At 50.2% G+C, this 16366-nt stretch carries 14 protein-coding genes; 10 read left to right on the forward strand and 4 right to left on the reverse strand.

Features of this window, described 5'->3' with window-relative positions:
- The first annotated feature begins 69 nt into the window (after positions 1–69).
- Together yfcC and iadA are read left to right on the forward strand one after the other, a co-directional pair.
- Entirely contained in the window at positions 70–1518 is a 1449-nt protein-coding gene (gene yfcC / locus CWE11_RS10390) for a putative basic amino acid antiporter YfcC (RefSeq protein ID WP_126777560.1), read from the forward strand.
- Positions 1519–2694 carry a beta-aspartyl-peptidase gene (gene iadA, locus CWE11_RS10395; protein ID WP_126777561.1) on the forward strand — a complete coding sequence of 392 codons (1176 nt, stop codon included), beginning with the start codon at positions 1519–1521 and terminating at the stop codon, positions 2692–2694.
- Positions 2695–2739: 45 nt separating this feature from the next.
- On the opposite strand, the gene pdxH is transcribed toward iadA, so the two are convergent.
- The 3 genes from pdxH to CWE11_RS10410 are packed head-to-tail and all read right to left on the reverse strand — an operon-like array spanning position 2740 to position 6110.
- Positions 2740–3378, reverse strand: coding sequence for a pyridoxamine 5'-phosphate oxidase (gene pdxH, locus CWE11_RS10400; protein WP_126777562.1), 639 nt, complete (start codon positions 3376–3378; stop codon positions 2740–2742).
- 6 nt (positions 3379–3384) lie between these two features.
- A complete protein-coding gene (locus tag CWE11_RS10405; protein WP_126777563.1) occupies positions 3385–4347 on the reverse strand; it encodes a DUF3369 domain-containing protein in 963 nt (320 codons plus the stop codon).
- A gap of 17 nt (positions 4348–4364) precedes the next feature.
- Positions 4365–6110 (reverse strand): amidohydrolase, encoded by a 1746-nt coding sequence (locus CWE11_RS10410; protein WP_126777564.1) that lies wholly within the window; start codon positions 6108–6110, stop codon positions 4365–4367.
- A gap of 310 nt (positions 6111–6420) precedes the next feature.
- On the opposite strand from CWE11_RS10410, the gene CWE11_RS10415 reads away from it, so the two are divergent.
- From CWE11_RS10415 to glnB, 4 genes are all read left to right on the forward strand, one after another.
- Positions 6421–7026 carry a LuxR C-terminal-related transcriptional regulator gene (locus CWE11_RS10415; protein WP_126777565.1) on the forward strand — a complete coding sequence of 202 codons (606 nt, stop codon included), beginning with the start codon at positions 6421–6423 and terminating at the stop codon, positions 7024–7026.
- An 18-nt stretch (positions 7027–7044) separates the two neighbouring features.
- A complete protein-coding gene (locus CWE11_RS10420; protein ID WP_126777566.1) occupies positions 7045–7572 on the forward strand; it encodes a DUF1285 domain-containing protein in 528 nt (175 codons plus the stop codon).
- 81 nt (positions 7573–7653) lie between these two features.
- A complete protein-coding gene (locus CWE11_RS10425) occupies positions 7654–9273 on the forward strand; it encodes an NAD+ synthase (protein ID WP_126777567.1) in 1620 nt (539 codons plus the stop codon).
- 13 nt (positions 9274–9286) lie between these two features.
- Positions 9287–9625: a nitrogen regulatory protein P-II gene (gene glnB, locus CWE11_RS10430; RefSeq protein ID WP_126777568.1), complete on the forward strand. Its 339-nt coding sequence runs from the start codon at positions 9287–9289 to the stop codon at positions 9623–9625.
- Positions 9626–9658: 33 nt separating this feature from the next.
- On the opposite strand, the gene CWE11_RS10435 is transcribed toward glnB, so the two are convergent.
- Positions 9659–10381: an outer membrane protein assembly factor BamD gene (locus tag CWE11_RS10435; RefSeq protein ID WP_126777569.1), complete on the reverse strand. Its 723-nt coding sequence runs from the start codon at positions 10379–10381 to the stop codon at positions 9659–9661.
- Between the two features lie 122 nt (positions 10382–10503).
- Between CWE11_RS10435 and rluD the strand changes: the two genes are divergently transcribed.
- The 4 genes from rluD (at position 10504) to pssA (ending at position 15881) form a co-directional block, all read left to right on the forward strand.
- Positions 10504–11475, forward strand: a complete 972-nt coding sequence (rluD, locus tag CWE11_RS10440) for a 23S rRNA pseudouridine(1911/1915/1917) synthase RluD (RefSeq protein ID WP_126777570.1) — start codon at positions 10504–10506, stop codon at positions 11473–11475.
- 23 nt (positions 11476–11498) lie between these two features.
- Positions 11499–12251 carry a peptidoglycan editing factor PgeF gene (gene pgeF / locus CWE11_RS10445; RefSeq protein ID WP_126777571.1) on the forward strand — a complete coding sequence of 251 codons (753 nt, stop codon included), beginning with the start codon at positions 11499–11501 and terminating at the stop codon, positions 12249–12251.
- A gap of 76 nt (positions 12252–12327) precedes the next feature.
- Entirely contained in the window at positions 12328–14901 is a 2574-nt protein-coding gene (gene clpB, locus CWE11_RS10450; protein ID WP_126777572.1) for an ATP-dependent chaperone ClpB, read from the forward strand.
- Positions 14902–15035: 134 nt separating this feature from the next.
- Positions 15036–15881, forward strand: coding sequence for a CDP-diacylglycerol--serine O-phosphatidyltransferase (gene pssA / locus CWE11_RS10455; RefSeq protein ID WP_126777573.1), 846 nt, complete (start codon positions 15036–15038; stop codon positions 15879–15881).
- Positions 15882–16366: the final 485 nt, after the last annotated feature.

Below are 16366 nucleotides of genomic sequence, written 5' to 3' on the forward strand. Positions count from 1 at the left end.
TAGGTCTTTGCCAATGCTCACTCTCAAGTGGGGTGAGCATTGGTTTCATTTGCACCAAGAGAGTGATTCATGAGCAAGTCAATGTCCCGGCAAATGCCGGATACGTTCGTCATTTTATTTTTTGTTGCGCTGCTTGCGGCTGCACTCGTGTGGCTTGTGCCTGCGGGACAATTCGAGACCGAATCTGTGACCCGTGTGACACCCTCGGGAGAACAAGTTCGGGAGGTGATCATTGCCGACTCCTATCAGCGAGTCGACGATGCCGCATCGCTCCGCTGGTTTGCGGAGGGAGGTGAGATTGGCATTGCTAATATCCCGTTCGAAGGACTGGTTTCGGGTACCAAATGGGGATCGGCCATCGGCGTAATGGCTTTTATTCTGCTGGTGGGTGGAGCCTTTGGCATCATTGTTCGAACCCACAGTGTTGAGCGGGGTATTCTTGCTCTGATCCAGCGAACACAAAAATATGATCAGCTGTTTTTGGTGCTGTTGTTTTTTGTATTCTCGCTGGGCGGTGCGGTGTTTGGCATGGGCGAAGAGGCCATTGCATTCTGTTTGGTACTGCTGCCGGTAATGACGCGGCTTGGTTACGATAAAGTCACGGTCGTGTTAGTGACTTATGTAGCAACCCAGATTGGTTTTGCAGCCTCGTGGATGAATCCATTTAGTGTGGCTATCGCGCAGGGCATTGCAGAAGTTCCATTGCTTTCCGGGGCCGGATTTCGAATGGGCGTCTGGTTTGTTCTCACTACCTGTGGCCTGATTTTTACCTTGCGCTACGCAGCGCGAACACGCTGTCAAACCGCGGCAAACGAGGTTGCTCAGGGGGTCGAGCTCGAAAGTAAGTTCACGCCCGTGGATACACTTATTTTAGTGCTATTCACGCTGGGTATTGTCTGGGTCATTTGGGGAGTAACCCAGCGCGGATACTATATCCCCGAAATCGCTACCCAGTTCTTTGTGATGGGTATTGTGATTGGCCTAGTTGCAGTTCTGAGTGGGCGAATGCGGGCCAATGAAATGTCCGGTGCCTTTACCCGTGGTGCACAAGATTTACTACCAGCCGCACTGATTGTCGGGTTCGCAAAAGGAATCATTTTGTTGCTTGGGGGAGATGACCCCACCAGCCCATCAACGCTGAATACTATTTTGTATGGTGCAGGGCAGTGGATGGGCGCCGCCAATGAGCCGATCGCTGCAACTGCTATGTTGGTTTTTCAGGGGGTATTTAATTTTTTCATGACCTCAGGCTCGGGCCAGGCTGCGCTGACTATGCCATTGATGGCACCACTAGCTGATTTGGTGGGAGTGACGCGGCAGGTTGCGGTTCTTGCTTTTCAGCTTGGTGATGGCCTCACCAATATCATTGTGCCAACATCTGCGGCGTTGATTGGTTGTCTTGGGGCCGTCAAATTAGATTGGGCCGTGTGGGTCCGAGCCATTTGGCGTTTCCAGCTCTTTTTAATGGTGAGTTCGATTTTGATCGTGCTGGCCGCTGTTTTTACGGGATTCCAGTAAATGAAATTAACTCTAATTGAAGGTGCCGAGGTGTTCGCTCCTCATGCGCTTGGACCAACCAACATCGTAGTCGCCGGTGGACAGATTTTGGCGATGGGAACTAATCTTAGTCTGGCGGGGCAAGGCATTGAGATTGAGCGAATCAATGGTCGGGATTTTTATGCAGTTCCCGGGTTTGTTGATCCGCTTGCGCACATAACCGGTGGCGGTGGCGAGGGTGGCTTCCACACCCGGACACCCGAGATGACCTTGACGGATGCATCGCTCGCCGGGGTGACCACCTTGGTAGCGTGTCTTGGAACCGATGCAACGACACGAACGTTGCCGGATCTTTTGGCGAAGGCGCATGCACTGACCTACGAAGGTCTGACGGTTCACTGTTACACCGGCTCCTATGAAGTTCCAGTACGGACCATCACCGGTTCGGTGCGCGACGATATTATGTTGATTGATGCATTTATTGGCGTGGGTGAAGTGGCGATTGCTGATCATCGTGGATCGCACCCGAGTGCCGAAGAGCTTGCGCGCATTGCCGCCGACGCGAGGGTGGGGGGAATGCTGTCTGGAAAGCGCGGTATTGTGTTCTTACATATTGGAGAAGCACCCGAGCAGTTGGCGCTATTACGCGAAGTGATTACTCGCTTCCCAGTTCCTGCCACGCAGTTTTATCCAACGCACATGAATCGTTCGATTGAATTACTCGAGCATGGCTATGACCTAGCGCATCAGGGGATGGTGCTGGACGTCACAGCAAGCACGACCCCAGAGCTATTGGCGCAAGGTGAGCTTAGTGCGGCGGAATCCCTGCATCGAGCCTTGGCTGCGGGGCTCTCCCACAAGATGATTAGTTTCAGCTCTGATGGGAACGCGAGCCTCCCCGACTTTGACGAGACCGGGAACTTGGTGGGACTCAAAATGGGGCGTGTTCAATCGATGCATGATGCTTTTGTTGAAGCCGTTACCCAGTATGAGATTCCGCTTTCTCATGCGCTGCACGCAGTGAGTACCAATGCTGCGCGTTATCTTGGACTATCTGATAAAGGGGAACTGGCAGTCGGGAAGTCGGCGGATCTTGTATTGCTCGAGCGAGATAGTTTGTCTGTGAATTCCGTATGGTCACGCGGTAAGCGTCTTGTTTCGGATGGAAAGGCTGTCGTTAAATCCACATTTGCATAAAATGAAAACCGCGGGATAAAGCCCGCGGTTTTATTTCGTTTCGCATTAGGGTTGCAAGCGTTCGAGAACCCAGTTGTCGCTCGCGTAGCGGTAGCGGAAGCGATCATGCAAACGCGCCGCGCGCCCTTGCCAAAATTCGAATTGCGTTGGGCGGACCCGAAACCCGCCCCAAAATGGCGGAAGTGGAAGTGTTTCTTGCTCAGAAAAACGTGCTTCAACCTCGCGATACTGCGCATCAAGTTTGTCCCGTCCGGCAACAAACTGACTTTGTTGCGAGGCCCACGCCGCAAGTTGACTTGCACGGGGTCGAGATTGAAAGTACGCAGTATTCTCAGCCTCGCTTAAGCGCTCAGCAGCTCCCTCCACTGTGACTTGGCGCTCCATCGGGAGCCAAGCGAAGTGCAAGCTGCAATTCGGGTTCGCGAGAAGTTGCTGGCCCTTTTGGCTTTGGTAATTCGTGTAAAAAACAAATCCATCTGCTGACATATCCTTGAGCAGCACAATGCGTTGGGTCGGCTTATCGTTGGCGCAGGTTGCGAGGGTCATGGCGGTGGGATCGAGATTCCACTCGCTCGCGATTACTTCATCGAACCATTGTTGAAATTGCACAAATGGGTCGGGATTCAAATCATTGAAGTTCAATTGTCGCTGTTCATAGTCGCGACGAATATCTCGCAAGCTCATAGCACCTCAGCTTTGTCGTGGTTGCCCGAGCAACTCAGTGTGCTCGAACGCAATGGCGGTATTGTTCATAAATAACGTCAGTAAGTGCTTATCGGTTTCCGACAACTCGCTAATTCCTCGAATATACAGAAGATAGAAATGACCCAAGGTTGTCCGATATAGCCCATAATAGGTTTCATTATGGACTTCATAGGCAACGGGTTCATTGCGCGAGCGCAAAGATTCGATGACTTGCTTGTCTGAACCTTGCTGCAACATATCACCAATATGATCTTTATATTCGCCGGTTGCCGCAATAATCGAGAAGGGAGTGTCTGATGTTCCCGTTGCGGTATACCCCTCGAGGTGTAGTTTGCAGTAGGCTGCAGCATCCGAGCGCGTTAACAGGGCCACCAGCTGTTCAAGGATTCCTTGACTCAACTGATGGACCGATTGCGCGGAAAAAATTTCAGCTGAGGCTTTAATGATTCGTTCAAGACCACATTTGTACCGCTCAATTGCCTGCAGATCACGAAACGCGCGCAAACTTGAATACATTAGTGTCATGAGTTTGCGATAAGTTAGCTCCGTTTTTTCTTTGTAATCATCAATATCATACTTGGCGATGACTTCTTCTTCAGGTGCTTGCCCAGGCTGACCGGTGCGCAATACGATACGAACAAGCCGGTTTTTTAGCTCTTCTCGAGTCCACCGAGCGATATCGAGACCTGCATGATCGGATTCCATGACAACGTCCAACAACATCAACGCATAGTCATTCCGTTCGCGTAACTTTGCTTTTGCTTCCTCACCGGAGTAGGCCGAGTGAAATTGCAGCGGACGTTTATCAAGCGAGAAGTCGGAAAGCGCCATGCGTGTAATGACGTGGATTTCCTCATCGTCATCGACGATCAATACGTGAAAAGGCTCCCGCACTGCGGGAGCCTCTTGATGGGAGTTTTCTTCTGCAAACAAAAAGTCATCTGACATAAATGGGGCTCACCCAGCTAGTGGCTACGTTGAAAGTGTCGCTCTCCCGCAACCCAAGTTTGTTCGACGCGGATTCGCCAGAGATTCTCTGGCTTGGCTTGGAAAGGGTCCGCTGATAAAACCAGAAAATCAGCCCATTTACCAGCTTCTAAACTGCCGGTGCGGCTCTCGAGGTGTCCTGCATAGGCCGCATCGATTGTGAACGAGCGGATGGCTTCCTCGATAGTCATACGTTGCTCAGGATACCAACCTTCGACAGGCTGGTTATCACGGTCTTGACGGGTCACAGCCGCATGAATGCCGTAGAATGGGTTTGCAAGTTCAACCGGGAAGTCAGAGCCTGCCGCAATAAGCGAGCCTTGATCCAGGAAGCTACGCCATGCATAGGCACCGGCAATCCGTTCTGAACCTACCCGATCTTCTGCCATGTTCATATCACTGGTCGCGTGGGTCGGTTGCATTGAGGGAATAATGCCAAGCTCGAGGAAACGCGGAATATCCCCAACGCGCACAACCTGTGCATGCTCGACCCGATGGCGCGGATCGGTTTGCCATGCTTCTTCTTGCTCTGCTTCCAAGGCGAAAATCTCAGCAAACGTATCGAGTGCCAACTTGTTCGAGCGGTCTCCGATTGCGTGATAGTTGATTTGGAATCCAGCTTGGTGAATTGCACCAAACAGCGGCATCAAGTCTTCTTCAGGGGTAACTAACAGACCGGTGTTGTCCTCGTCATCGGAGTAGGGCTCAATAAGCGCCGCACCGCGGCTTCCAAGGGCGCCGTCCCCATAGAGTTTCACACTATTAATCTGTAATCGATCGTAAGCATCTCGGAATGGGCCCTCAGCCAACAAGTCCATCAATGCGGGATCCCTTGCCGAAATCATGGCATTCACACGCAATGGCAGGCGTTTATCTTCACTGAGCTCTTTGAATAAGTCGAGACCGCGTGTATCGACACCCGCATCGTGGACTTGGGTGATACCCAACTCAAGCAGGTGCTCAAACGCTAGATTCACGGCGTGACGCAGTTGCTCATCGGAAATCGGTGGCATGACGTTTTGCACCATATTCATGGCGGTATCGATCAAAACACCGGTTGGATTGCCTTCTGAATCGCGAATAATCTGTCCGCCAGGAGGATCGAGCGTGTCTTTGGTGATCTCAGCAAGTTCGAGCGCTTTACTATTCGCCCAGCCTGCATGCGCATCAATTCGAACCAACCAGACCGGCCGGTCGCTGACAACTTCGTCGAGATCTTTTTTGCTGGGGAAACGACGGTCTGGCCACAGTTCTTGGTTCCAACCACGCCCAATCAGCCACGGAAGGTCTTGATGGTCATGCGCATAATTGGCTACCTTGGCGACCGCTGCAGTGCGGCTGTTCATTCCGCGCAAATCGATTTGTACGAGATTCTCGCCAAGGCTTTGAATATGGCCATGGGCATCAACAATGCCTGGAATCACGGTTTGACCACGTAGGTCGTATTGGCGTGCACCCTCATATTTGGTGACCAATTCCTCGTCACCTACGGCAACAATCTTTCCTTTGTGCACGACAATCACAGAGAACTGGTTGAGCTCTGCGTAATCGCCGATACCACCGGCGAAGGTGTAGCCGTTAAGGTTATGAAAAACCTTGTGGCGGCTATAACTCTTTTCTTTTTCTTGCGTGCGGGCGTCGGCGTCCTCAAGCGCGCTCACGACGGGCATAGCGCTGAAAAGCAAGAAGAAAAGCGGAATTAACTTAGCAAAGTGTGTTTGCATAATTTGCCTCGGTTTGTGGGCCGTTAAGGGAACGCTTGGCGGCCAAGTCGATCAATTCTTTTGTGTTTGTTATTTAATCGTTAGTTCCCTGTGAGCACTATACTCAATTTTTCAAAATATTTCACCGGACTTAATTCTATACGTTTTTTAGCTTGGTTGACCGTATGTAAAGGATGTCCTTTACAAAATAATTGCAATAAAAAAAACGAAAACTCGCGTAGTTACTAACACTTCACTAATATATTTGTTAAAGTGGGGAGTGTCCCTTGTCACGGATTTCAAGGCATCTAACTTCGGTACTCGGTCATCTATGAAAATTCTTATCATTGATCCTCATTTCTTTACCCGTTCCGGGTTGATTCACGTGATCACGACGTACCCGGGAAGCATTGCAATATATGAAGCCACTTCGCTCGAAGTTGCAGAGAGCTACCTGTTGTCTGGGGAGCACTTTGATTTGATATTCACGGAGCTGGATTTACCGGATGCTGACCATCGTCATCTGGTCTCACGTTTACACCAACTAGCTCCGAGTGCACATCTTGTGCTTTTTACCTGGCGTGGCCAACCGAATGAGATTCAAAGCGCGGTAAATCAAGGAGCGAAGAGCTTCTTACGCAAGGATGCTGCAGCAGAAGACGTGAAATTAGCGATTCACGGACTTCTACAAAACAAAGCATACCTACCGGCGGAAAGTTTAAATTATCGCCAGCAATCAGAAGCCGAGCGAAAGCTTTCTCCACGCCAACAAGAAATTATGCAACTTTTGGCGCAAGGGCTTTCAAACAAGGAAATTGCCAACATTTTGGGAATTACCGAAGGCACCATTCGTGTTCACTTGTCCGCTATCTTCAAAGCCATTAAGGTTTCGAATCGCACCGAAGCCACATTATGGTATTTACTCCGCCAAGGTTAAGTTCAGAGGCGTTTTGTTATGGACTTAACCGCGTTTGCGAAACAACTTGAACATCAAGAGAAAGCGCCTGTTGATCAATGGAATCCACCGTACTGTGGTGACATCAACCTTGTAATTCGCGCTTCAGGCCAGTGGGATTACGAAAACTCTCCGATCGGTCGTCAAGCACTCGTCAAGTTATTTGCGCGCGTTCTAAAACGCGAAGGTGATCGCTACTTCTTGGTCACTCCGGTTGAAAAAATTGGTATTCAGGTGGAGGACCTGCCTTTTGTTGTCGTCTCGTGGGAACAACAACATCATCAGGGCGAGCCGATTATCCAAGTGACAACGAATGTGGGTGAACGCTATATATTAAGCGAGGAACATCCTCTTGTTGTCGACGCTAATTTACCTGCGGTTCAAGTTCGCGATGGGATGCGTGCGCGGGTTCACCGCAATGTGTATTACCAGTGGGCTGATATTGCAACGCCTGCTGAAGGGAACGAAGACGCTGGGTATTATGTCCGAAGTGCTGGAATGCGTTTTTTATTGTTGGCTGATCAGTAGTCCATGTCGCATTGCATACATTGCCCGCATATTCCCCTTACGCTATGATCCGCAGCCAAGTTTTTCATCATGAGTAACGCCATGTCGACCCCATTGAAGATCAGTCTGGCCCAAATCAATTGCACCGTGGGCGCAATTCGAGAGAACACACAAAAGATTGTGCGTGTGATGGCTGATCACCCCGAGACGGACTTATTAGTTTTCCCCGAGTTAGCGATTACCGGCTACCCACCTGAAGATTTGTTATTTCGTCCGGATCTCCATCAAGCAGTCGCAATATCTCTGCAGGAAATCGCACAAGCAACGGGCGATTGTGCTGTGGCTGTTGGTCATCCAGAAACGGATGGAACGCAAGTATGGAACGTGCTTTCGATCTTCCACCACGGTCGATTGCTGGCGCGTTATCGCAAACAAGTTCTGCCGAACTACGGGGTATTTGATGAAAAACGTTACTTTACGCCTGGCACGGAGACGGTTGTTTTCGAGCTCAAGGGCGAACGTATCGGTTTACTTATTTGCGAAGACCTTTGGAACGAAATGCCGGCCAAACGAGCCAAGGAAGCAGGGGCCCATATTCTGGTGTCCGTCAATGCTAGCCCATTTGAAGAATACAAATATCCACAGCGATTACAGGTTCTGAAGGCCCGTTGTCAGGAAAATCAATTGCCACTGGTGTATGTGAATTTAGTCGGTGGTCAAGATGAAGTCGTGTTTGATGGGAACTCTGTCGTCTTGGATGCGGACGGAGATGTTGCATTGCACTTACCGCACTGCGAAGAGGCAGTAATGTCTGCTGAATTTCACGGGAAGCAAGTGCAAAAACAGACACTGCCTCCATCTCTCGAGAACGAAGAAAGCCTCTATCAAGCGCTTGTAATGGCGCTCCGTGATTATGTTGAAAAGAATAACTTCAAATCCGTGTTACTCGGTCTGTCCGGTGGGATCGATTCGGCTTTGACGCTCGCTCTCGCGGTTGATGCATTGGGGCCAGATCGAGTGCGCGCCGTGATGATGCCTTACCGTTACACCGCCGACATCAGTATTGAGGATGCGCGCACTCAAAGTGAATGGCTTGGAAATCGGTTTGATGTGGTCGCGATAGAGCCGATGGTCGATAGCTTTATGGACACGTTGGCTCCCCTATTTGCGAACACCACCCGTGATGTGACCGAAGAAAACTTGCAAGCTCGATGCCGCGGGGTGCTCTTGATGGCGTTGTCGAACAAATATGGTGCGCTCGTGCTGACCACTGGGAATAAAAGTGAGTTGGCCGTTGGGTATTGCACGCTCTACGGGGATATGTGTGGTGGGTTTGCGCCCATCAAGGATTTACCGAAAAGTTTGGTGTATCGCCTGTCTGAATATCGAAACACCCTTGGAAATGCCATTCCAGAGCGTGTGATTACGCGTCCGCCGTCAGCGGAGTTAGCTCCGGACCAAAAAGATCAGGATTCCTTACCCCCATACGATATTCTTGATGAAATCATTGATGGTTATGCCGAGCGTGATCTCTCAGTCGCAGATTTAGTGGCAGCAGGGTATGATGAACAGACCGTGCGTGACGTGATTCGTTTGATAGAGCGAAATGAATACAAACGCCGACAAGGAGCGGTTGGACCTAAGGTGACGCGGAGAAACTTTAACAAAGATCGCCGTTATCCCATTACGAGTCGGTATGTTCAGCAAATCTTGGATGCCTAAATAGGAAGGGAAGATGAAAAAAATAGAAGCAATCATCAAACCGTTTAAACTCGATGACGTGCGCGCAGCACTCTCTGAGGTAGGGATTGCTGGTATGACTGTTTCGGAAGTGAAGGGTTTTGGTCGTCAACGAGGGCACACCGAGTTGTATCGGGGGGCCGAATATATGGTCGACTTTTTACCGAAGGTCAAAATTGAGATCGTCGTGGCTGATGAGGATGTTGAGCGGTGTGTTGAAGCGATTACCGAGACTGCTCACACGGGTAAAATTGGCGATGGAAAGATTTTTGTCTCAGCGGTCGAGCGGGTCATCCGCATTCGGACTGGAGAAGAAAATGAGGACGCAATCTAGCGTCCTCTTTTTTACGATGTCTTGCCGCGCGCTTTAGAAATTCGCGCGTAACACCTGCCGCGCATCGTCTGCTTGCTCATTTAGACCCAATGCTGAATATGCAGACACCATAATCTCCAAAGCACGTTCCACTTCGTTTACATCTTGGAAGTTATCCACGATATACACTCCGCGATTTGCTGCAGCCATGTAAGCGCCCCGACGCAGGTAATATTCTGCGACGGCTAGTTCATGGCGAGCAAGGCGGGCTTTAATGCCAACCATCCGCTGGCGCGCATCCGCTGCAAATGGGCTATCCGGATGGCGAGTTACCAGCTCACGAAAATCCTGGAAGGCGTTTTCCGCATACACCGGGTTCCGGTCACTTCGGTCGATTCGGAAGAGGTCTTGGAAGAATGCACCTTCTGCTTGGAGATGGACGAGCCCGCGCATGTAACGCACGTAATCGTTGTCTGCGTGATTTGGATTCAACGTCAAGAAACGATCAATGGTGGTGAGTGCGCGATCCTGTTCCCCGATTTTATATTCAACAAAGATCAGGTCCAACTGGACTTGTTGTGCAAACGGTCCAAATGGGAACTGGTTATTGATTTGTCGGAGTAATGCCGCAGCATCTGCATAACGGCCACCGCGAATGTATCCTTGCGAGGTCTCGTACATTTGCTCAACACTCGAGCGCGATTGATCCTGAGGGCGTGATGAACAGCCGCTGAGGAAGAGGAGTGTGAGGATAACGATCGGTAAAACTGCTTTCATTGGGCTTTGGGTCTCTTTTTTTACGTTGAATTCCCTGTGATGTTTTTCATCATCTGGAGTACACTAGGCACCGAGCTCGGATTGTAGCGCACTGACACGAGGATGCACAGCGCAAGTTCTTTATGACTGATTATGTAAAACAAACAGCAGTAGTTCCGGAGCATTTGCTCGGAGCACGATTGGACCAAGCATTAGCTGAAATGTTCCCAGACTTCTCACGTTCACGTTTGAAAACGTGGATCCAAGCGGGAAATATCCAAGTCGATGGTGCCGTGGTCACGAAACCGCGCGAGAAAGTGATTGCGGGTCAGCAAATTGCGCTAGAAGCTGAGCTGGAAGCCGAAGTGTTCTCTGAGCCTCAGGCAATCGACCTTGATATTGTCTATGAAGATGATGACTTATTGGTACTCAACAAGCCTGCCGGACTTGTCGTGCATCCAGGCGCAGGAACGCCGGATGGAACGCTCCTAAACGCACTCTTGCATCATTGCCCCTCCCTTGAACAACTTCCGCGTGCTGGTATTGTGCATCGTTTGGACAAAGAGACCACCGGCTTGATGGTGGTGGCAAAAACGATTGCGGCATACACTGCATTGGTCGCCGCTTTGCAAGCACGTGAAATCACCCGTGAATATGAAGCCATTGTGACCGGAGTAATGACCGCAGGCGGAACCATCGATGCACCGATCGGACGGCATCCGTCGAAGCGAACTTTGATGGCGGTGAAACCTAATGGAAAACCGGCCGTAACGCATTATCGTGTGGCGGAGCGGTTCCGGGCGCATACGCGCGTTCGCTTACGTCTTGAAAGTGGTCGAACTCACCAGATTCGGGTGCATATGGCGCATTTGTCATATTCTTTGGTCGGCGATCCGCAATATGGCGGCCGTCCGCGTCCACCGAAGCAAGCGAGCGACGCTTTTATAAGCGCTTTACGAGGGTTTCAGCGACAAGCATTGCATGCAACTCGGTTGGCGCTCAAGCACCCACGGACCGGTGAGGATATGCAATGGGACTCGCCAATACCGGATGATATGAAGCAACTGTTGGTTGCTATGCGCGAAGACAACGCGCTTCATCAAGCGGAATCCTGATGGCCCGACGAGAGGGAGGAGTGATGAAAACGTTACCTGCGATTTGGAATGTTCCTTCTTCGGTGCAGGCGCATACGACATTGCGCTCGGGTGGCGTGAGCGTCTCTCCGTATGATTCTCTTAATCTAGGAACACATGTAGGCGATTTGCCTGCATCGGTTCAGCAAAACCGCGCACGTTTGCGGGACCAATTGAAACTTCCCCAGGAGCCGAATTGGTTATCGCAAATTCATAGCAATCAAATTGTGCGAGTCGGTGCGAGCGGTTTGCAAGATATACCTGAAGCGGATGGTGCCTACACCAATCAGCCGGATGTGGTGCTTGCGATTCTCACGGCCGACTGCCTCCCAGTATTCCTTGCATCGTCCGACGGCCAGGAACTCGCATTGTTACACTGCGGTTGGCGTGGCATTGCGCTTGGTATTATTGAACGCGCAGTGGCCATGTTTGCGTGTCCTCCTGATCAGATTCAAGCGTGGCTGGGTCCCTGTATTGGGCCAGATGCGTTCGAAGTGGGTCATGATGTTCTTGACGCAATGAGCCATCGGAACACGCGTCATCAGAGCGCATTTATCCCCCGCGGTGGGAAATTCCTTGCAAACCTCTATCAGATCGCCCTCAATGAACTTGAGGCACAGGGTGTTCTGGCAGTCACTTCGTGTAACGAGTGTACCTTCACACAATCGACGCACTATTTTTCCTATCGTAAAGCCGGCGGCGCCACGGGGCGGATGGCCTCAGTACTCTGGCGTAGCGAATCGTCGACCCGTAAATAATTCTTTCCAACCTGCTTGAAAGTACTGAAAAAGCACCCACATTAGTAGCAACGTTTGTTTGTGAGTGAGGTGCACTATGCGCATGGATCGTTTTACCAGTAAATTTCAATCTGCGATCGCAGAGGCGCAGTCCTTGGCGTTAGGTCGCGACCACCCATATATTGAACCGATCCACATCATGCTGGCTTTGATGAACCAAGATGGTGGGACGGTTCGCCCGCTGTTACAGGATGCGGGTGTGAACTTTGCAACGTTCCGAACGCAACTTTCAAAAGCACTCGACGCGATTCCAGAAGTATCGGGGACAGGTGGCGAGGTTCAAATATCTCGGGATACCGCCAACGTACTTAACCTCACCGATAAATATGCGCAAAAGCGCAAAGACGAATATATCTCGAGTGAGCTCTTTGTCCTTGCTGCAATAGAAGATAAAGGAAAGTTGGGCGAGCTATTACGGTCGCAAGGTCTTACGACGGAGCGAATTGAGAAAGCGATTCAACAACTCCGAAAAGGGCAGAAAGTTGATGACCCGAATGCGGAAGATCAACGTCAAGCATTGCAAAAATATACCGTCGACCTTACCGAGCGAGCGGAACAAGGAAAGCTCGATCCGGTGATTGGTCGAGACGAAGAAATTCGGCGTGCGATTCAAGTACTTCAGCGCCGAACTAAGAATAATCCAGTTTTAATTGGTGAGCCGGGCGTGGGTAAAACGGCGATCGTAGAGGGTTTGGCGCAACGAATTGTCAATGGCGAAGTGCCGGAGGGATTGAAGCACAAACGAGTACTTTCGCTGGATCTCGGATCTTTGTTAGCGGGCGCCAAATATCGCGGTGAGTTCGAAGAGCGCTTGAAGGCTGTTTTGAACGAGCTCCAACAAGAAGAAGGTCAGGTCATTCTCTTTATTGATGAGTTGCACACTATGGTTGGGGCAGGAAAAGCGGATGGTGCGATGGACGCGGGTAATATGCTAAAGCCTGCTCTTGCGCGAGGCGAACTCCACTGTGTGGGTGCGACAACGCTTGATGAGTATCGCCAATATATCGAAAAAGATGCCGCGCTCGAGCGTCGTTTCCAAAAAGTACTCGTGGAGGAGCCTTCGGTAGAGGATACCATCGCGATTCTTCGCGGACTTAAAGAAAAGTATGAGCTCCATCACTCGGTGGAAATTACGGATCCAGCGATTGTTGCCGCAGCCTCGCTGTCGCATCGGTACATTAGCGACCGCCAACTTCCGGATAAGGCAATTGACTTAATTGATGAAGCTGCTTCATCCATTCGGATGCAGATGGACTCAAAACCCGAAGACTTAGACCGCCTCGAGCGGCGCATTATTCAACTGAAATTAGAGCGCCAAGCTCTGGCGAAAGAAAAGGATGATGCGAGTAAGAAGCGTCTCGAGTTACTCGACACCGAGTTGTCTGAGCTAGAAGCGAACTATCAAGCGTTAGAAGATGTATGGAAATCTGAAAAACTCGCGGTGCAAGGTCATCAACATATAAAGGAACAGTTGGATCAGGCGCGAAACGAACTAGAGGTTGCAAATCGCGCGCGAGATCTCAATCGCATGGCTGAACTCCAGTACGGGCGAATTCCTGAATTGGAGCGGCAGCTCGAAGCTGCACTCAAAGCTGAGATGCAAGACATGACGTTATTGCGAAACCGCGTCACCGATGAAGAAATTGCGGAAGTTCTTTCGCGTTGGACAGGTATTCCTGTGTCGCGCATGCTCGAAGGCGAACGGGAGAAATTACTCCGAATGGAAGATGAATTGCATCACCGGGTTGTGGGTCAGCATGAAGCGGTCGTTGCGGTTTCGAATGCGATCCGTCGGTCACGAGCGGGGCTAAGCGATCCTGATCGACCAATCGGTTCATTCTTGTTCTTAGGTCCTACTGGGGTCGGGAAAACCGAACTTTGCAAGGCATTAGCGCGCTTCATGTTCGATACGGATGATGCCATGGTACGAATCGATATGTCGGAGTTTATGGAGAAGCACTCGGTATCTCGATTAGTGGGTGCGCCTCCAGGATACGTCGGATATGAAGAGGGTGGATATTTAACCGAAGCGGTTCGGCGTCGTCCATATTCGGTGGTGTTGCTCGACGAAGTGGAAAAAGCTCACCCAGACGTGTTTAACATCCTGTTACAGGTGTTGGATGATGGGCGACTCACTGATGGGCATGGGCGCACCGTCGATTTTCGGAATACCGTGATTATCATGACCTCGAATTTGGGTTCGCACTTGATTCAAGAGCATGCTCATGACGTTGACTATGATGAGATGAAAGCGATGCTGCAGGATGTTCTTAACAAGTCATTCCGCCCTGAGTTTTTGAACCGGATCGATGAGACTGTAGTGTTCCACCCGTTGCACAATGAACACATTCAGAAGATTGCACGGATTCAAATGAGCCGTTTGTTGACGCGGCTTGAAGAGCGTGGATTTACTTTGGAGGTGTCTGATGCAGCCTTTGCGCAACTTGCGGAGGTCGGGTTTGATCCGGTCTTCGGCGCTCGTCCGCTAAAACGTGCAATTCAGGCGGAGCTCGAGAATCCACTGGCAAGAAAATTGCTGAATGGAGAACTGGTTGTAGGTAAACCTATTCTCGTGGATGCTGGAGCACATGGCCTAGAAATTACGCAGTAAAGCTAGGTTAAGATAGCCCCTCGGCGGTCATGTGCGAGGGGCTTTTTTGATTTCGCTTGTCAAAGCAAGAACCCTGTGTGATATGCTTAAAGTTAAAGATTTGAGCTTCCGAACATTAGTTATCAAGGATATTTATGCCAGAACAGACGAAACGTCGCGGTATTTATTTGCTGCCAAACTTGCTGACCACAGCAGGTTTGTTCTCCGGTTTCTATGCGATTGTCGCGTCCATGAACGGTGACTTTCAGTTGGCTGCCATTGCTATTTTTGTGGCAATGGTATTTGACGGACTTGATGGACGTGTCGCGCGGATGACGAATACTCAGAGTGAGTTCGGTGCGGAATACGACTCAATGGCCGATATCGTGTCATTTGGTATTGCCCCTGCACTCGTAGCATACAATTGGGCTTTGCATGATGTAGGGAAGCTCGGTTGGCTTGCTGCCTTTATCTTTGTTGCGGGTGGGGCGCTGCGCTTGGCGCGATTCAACACAGCACTTGCGACTGCCGACAAACGCTATTTCCAAGGTCTCGCTATTCCGAGTGCGGCAGCGATCATCGCTGGCTTGGTATGGGTGGGCGCGAAATATGAGATCGATCCGAGCAACGTGAGCCTCTTGGTTGTGCTTTTCACCATTGCATGTGGTCTGTTGATGGTATCTAACTTTAAGTACCACTCATTCAAGGAAGTCGACTGGCGCAGTAATGTGAACTTTGTTGTTCTTCTATTAATCGTGTTGATCTTTGTTGTGGTTGCGACCGCTCCAGCGGTTGTTTTATTTTTGATGTTTACGGCCTACGCCATCTCAGGGCCAGTAATGACCATCAAGAATGTCAGCAAGCTTAAGCTGGAGGATGTGATCGGCGACCCTTCCGATGATGGTCGCGATGATCACGCCGATACTCCGAAACCAAGTTCGGACAAAAAAACGGCCGAAAAGAAATCAACAAGCGAAGCGAGTAAGGAAGAAAACAAATAATCTTCACTGAAATCGCTTCTTGCGTTACACAGAAACGAAAAGAAAAGGGCCGCTACGATGAAACGTGCGGCCTTTTTTGTTGGAATTCTAAGCGCCTTGTTCAGAAATTCAGCGGTTAGAATTCTTTTTGAAAAAACCGCTTGATCAAGTCCAAACGATCTCTATAATGCGCCTCCGTTGTCACCGACAAAGTGACTGCGAGAAAGAAACACCGAAGAATCAAAAATTTTGAATCCAAGGTCTTGACTTCCTCGCCCGGGAGCGTAAAATTCGCATCCCTGCTTCGGAAAGAAGCAACGTTCTTTAACAATTTATCAAGCCAAGCAATCTGTGTGGGCACTTGCGACGACAAGCATCAACCAAGCCATTAATTTGGCAACTGGTTCAGCTTAGAAAGCAGGAGCCTTACTAAAAAGTAAGACACCAGAAATTCATATAGTTGAGCCGCTTCGGCCTCTTAATTGGGGTGACGAAGCAACTTTGCA

Origin of the sequence: Aliidiomarina sanyensis (genome assembly GCF_003987175.1) — a bacterium.
In the GTDB taxonomy this organism is placed as follows: domain Bacteria; phylum Pseudomonadota; class Gammaproteobacteria; order Enterobacterales; family Alteromonadaceae; genus Aliidiomarina; species Aliidiomarina sanyensis.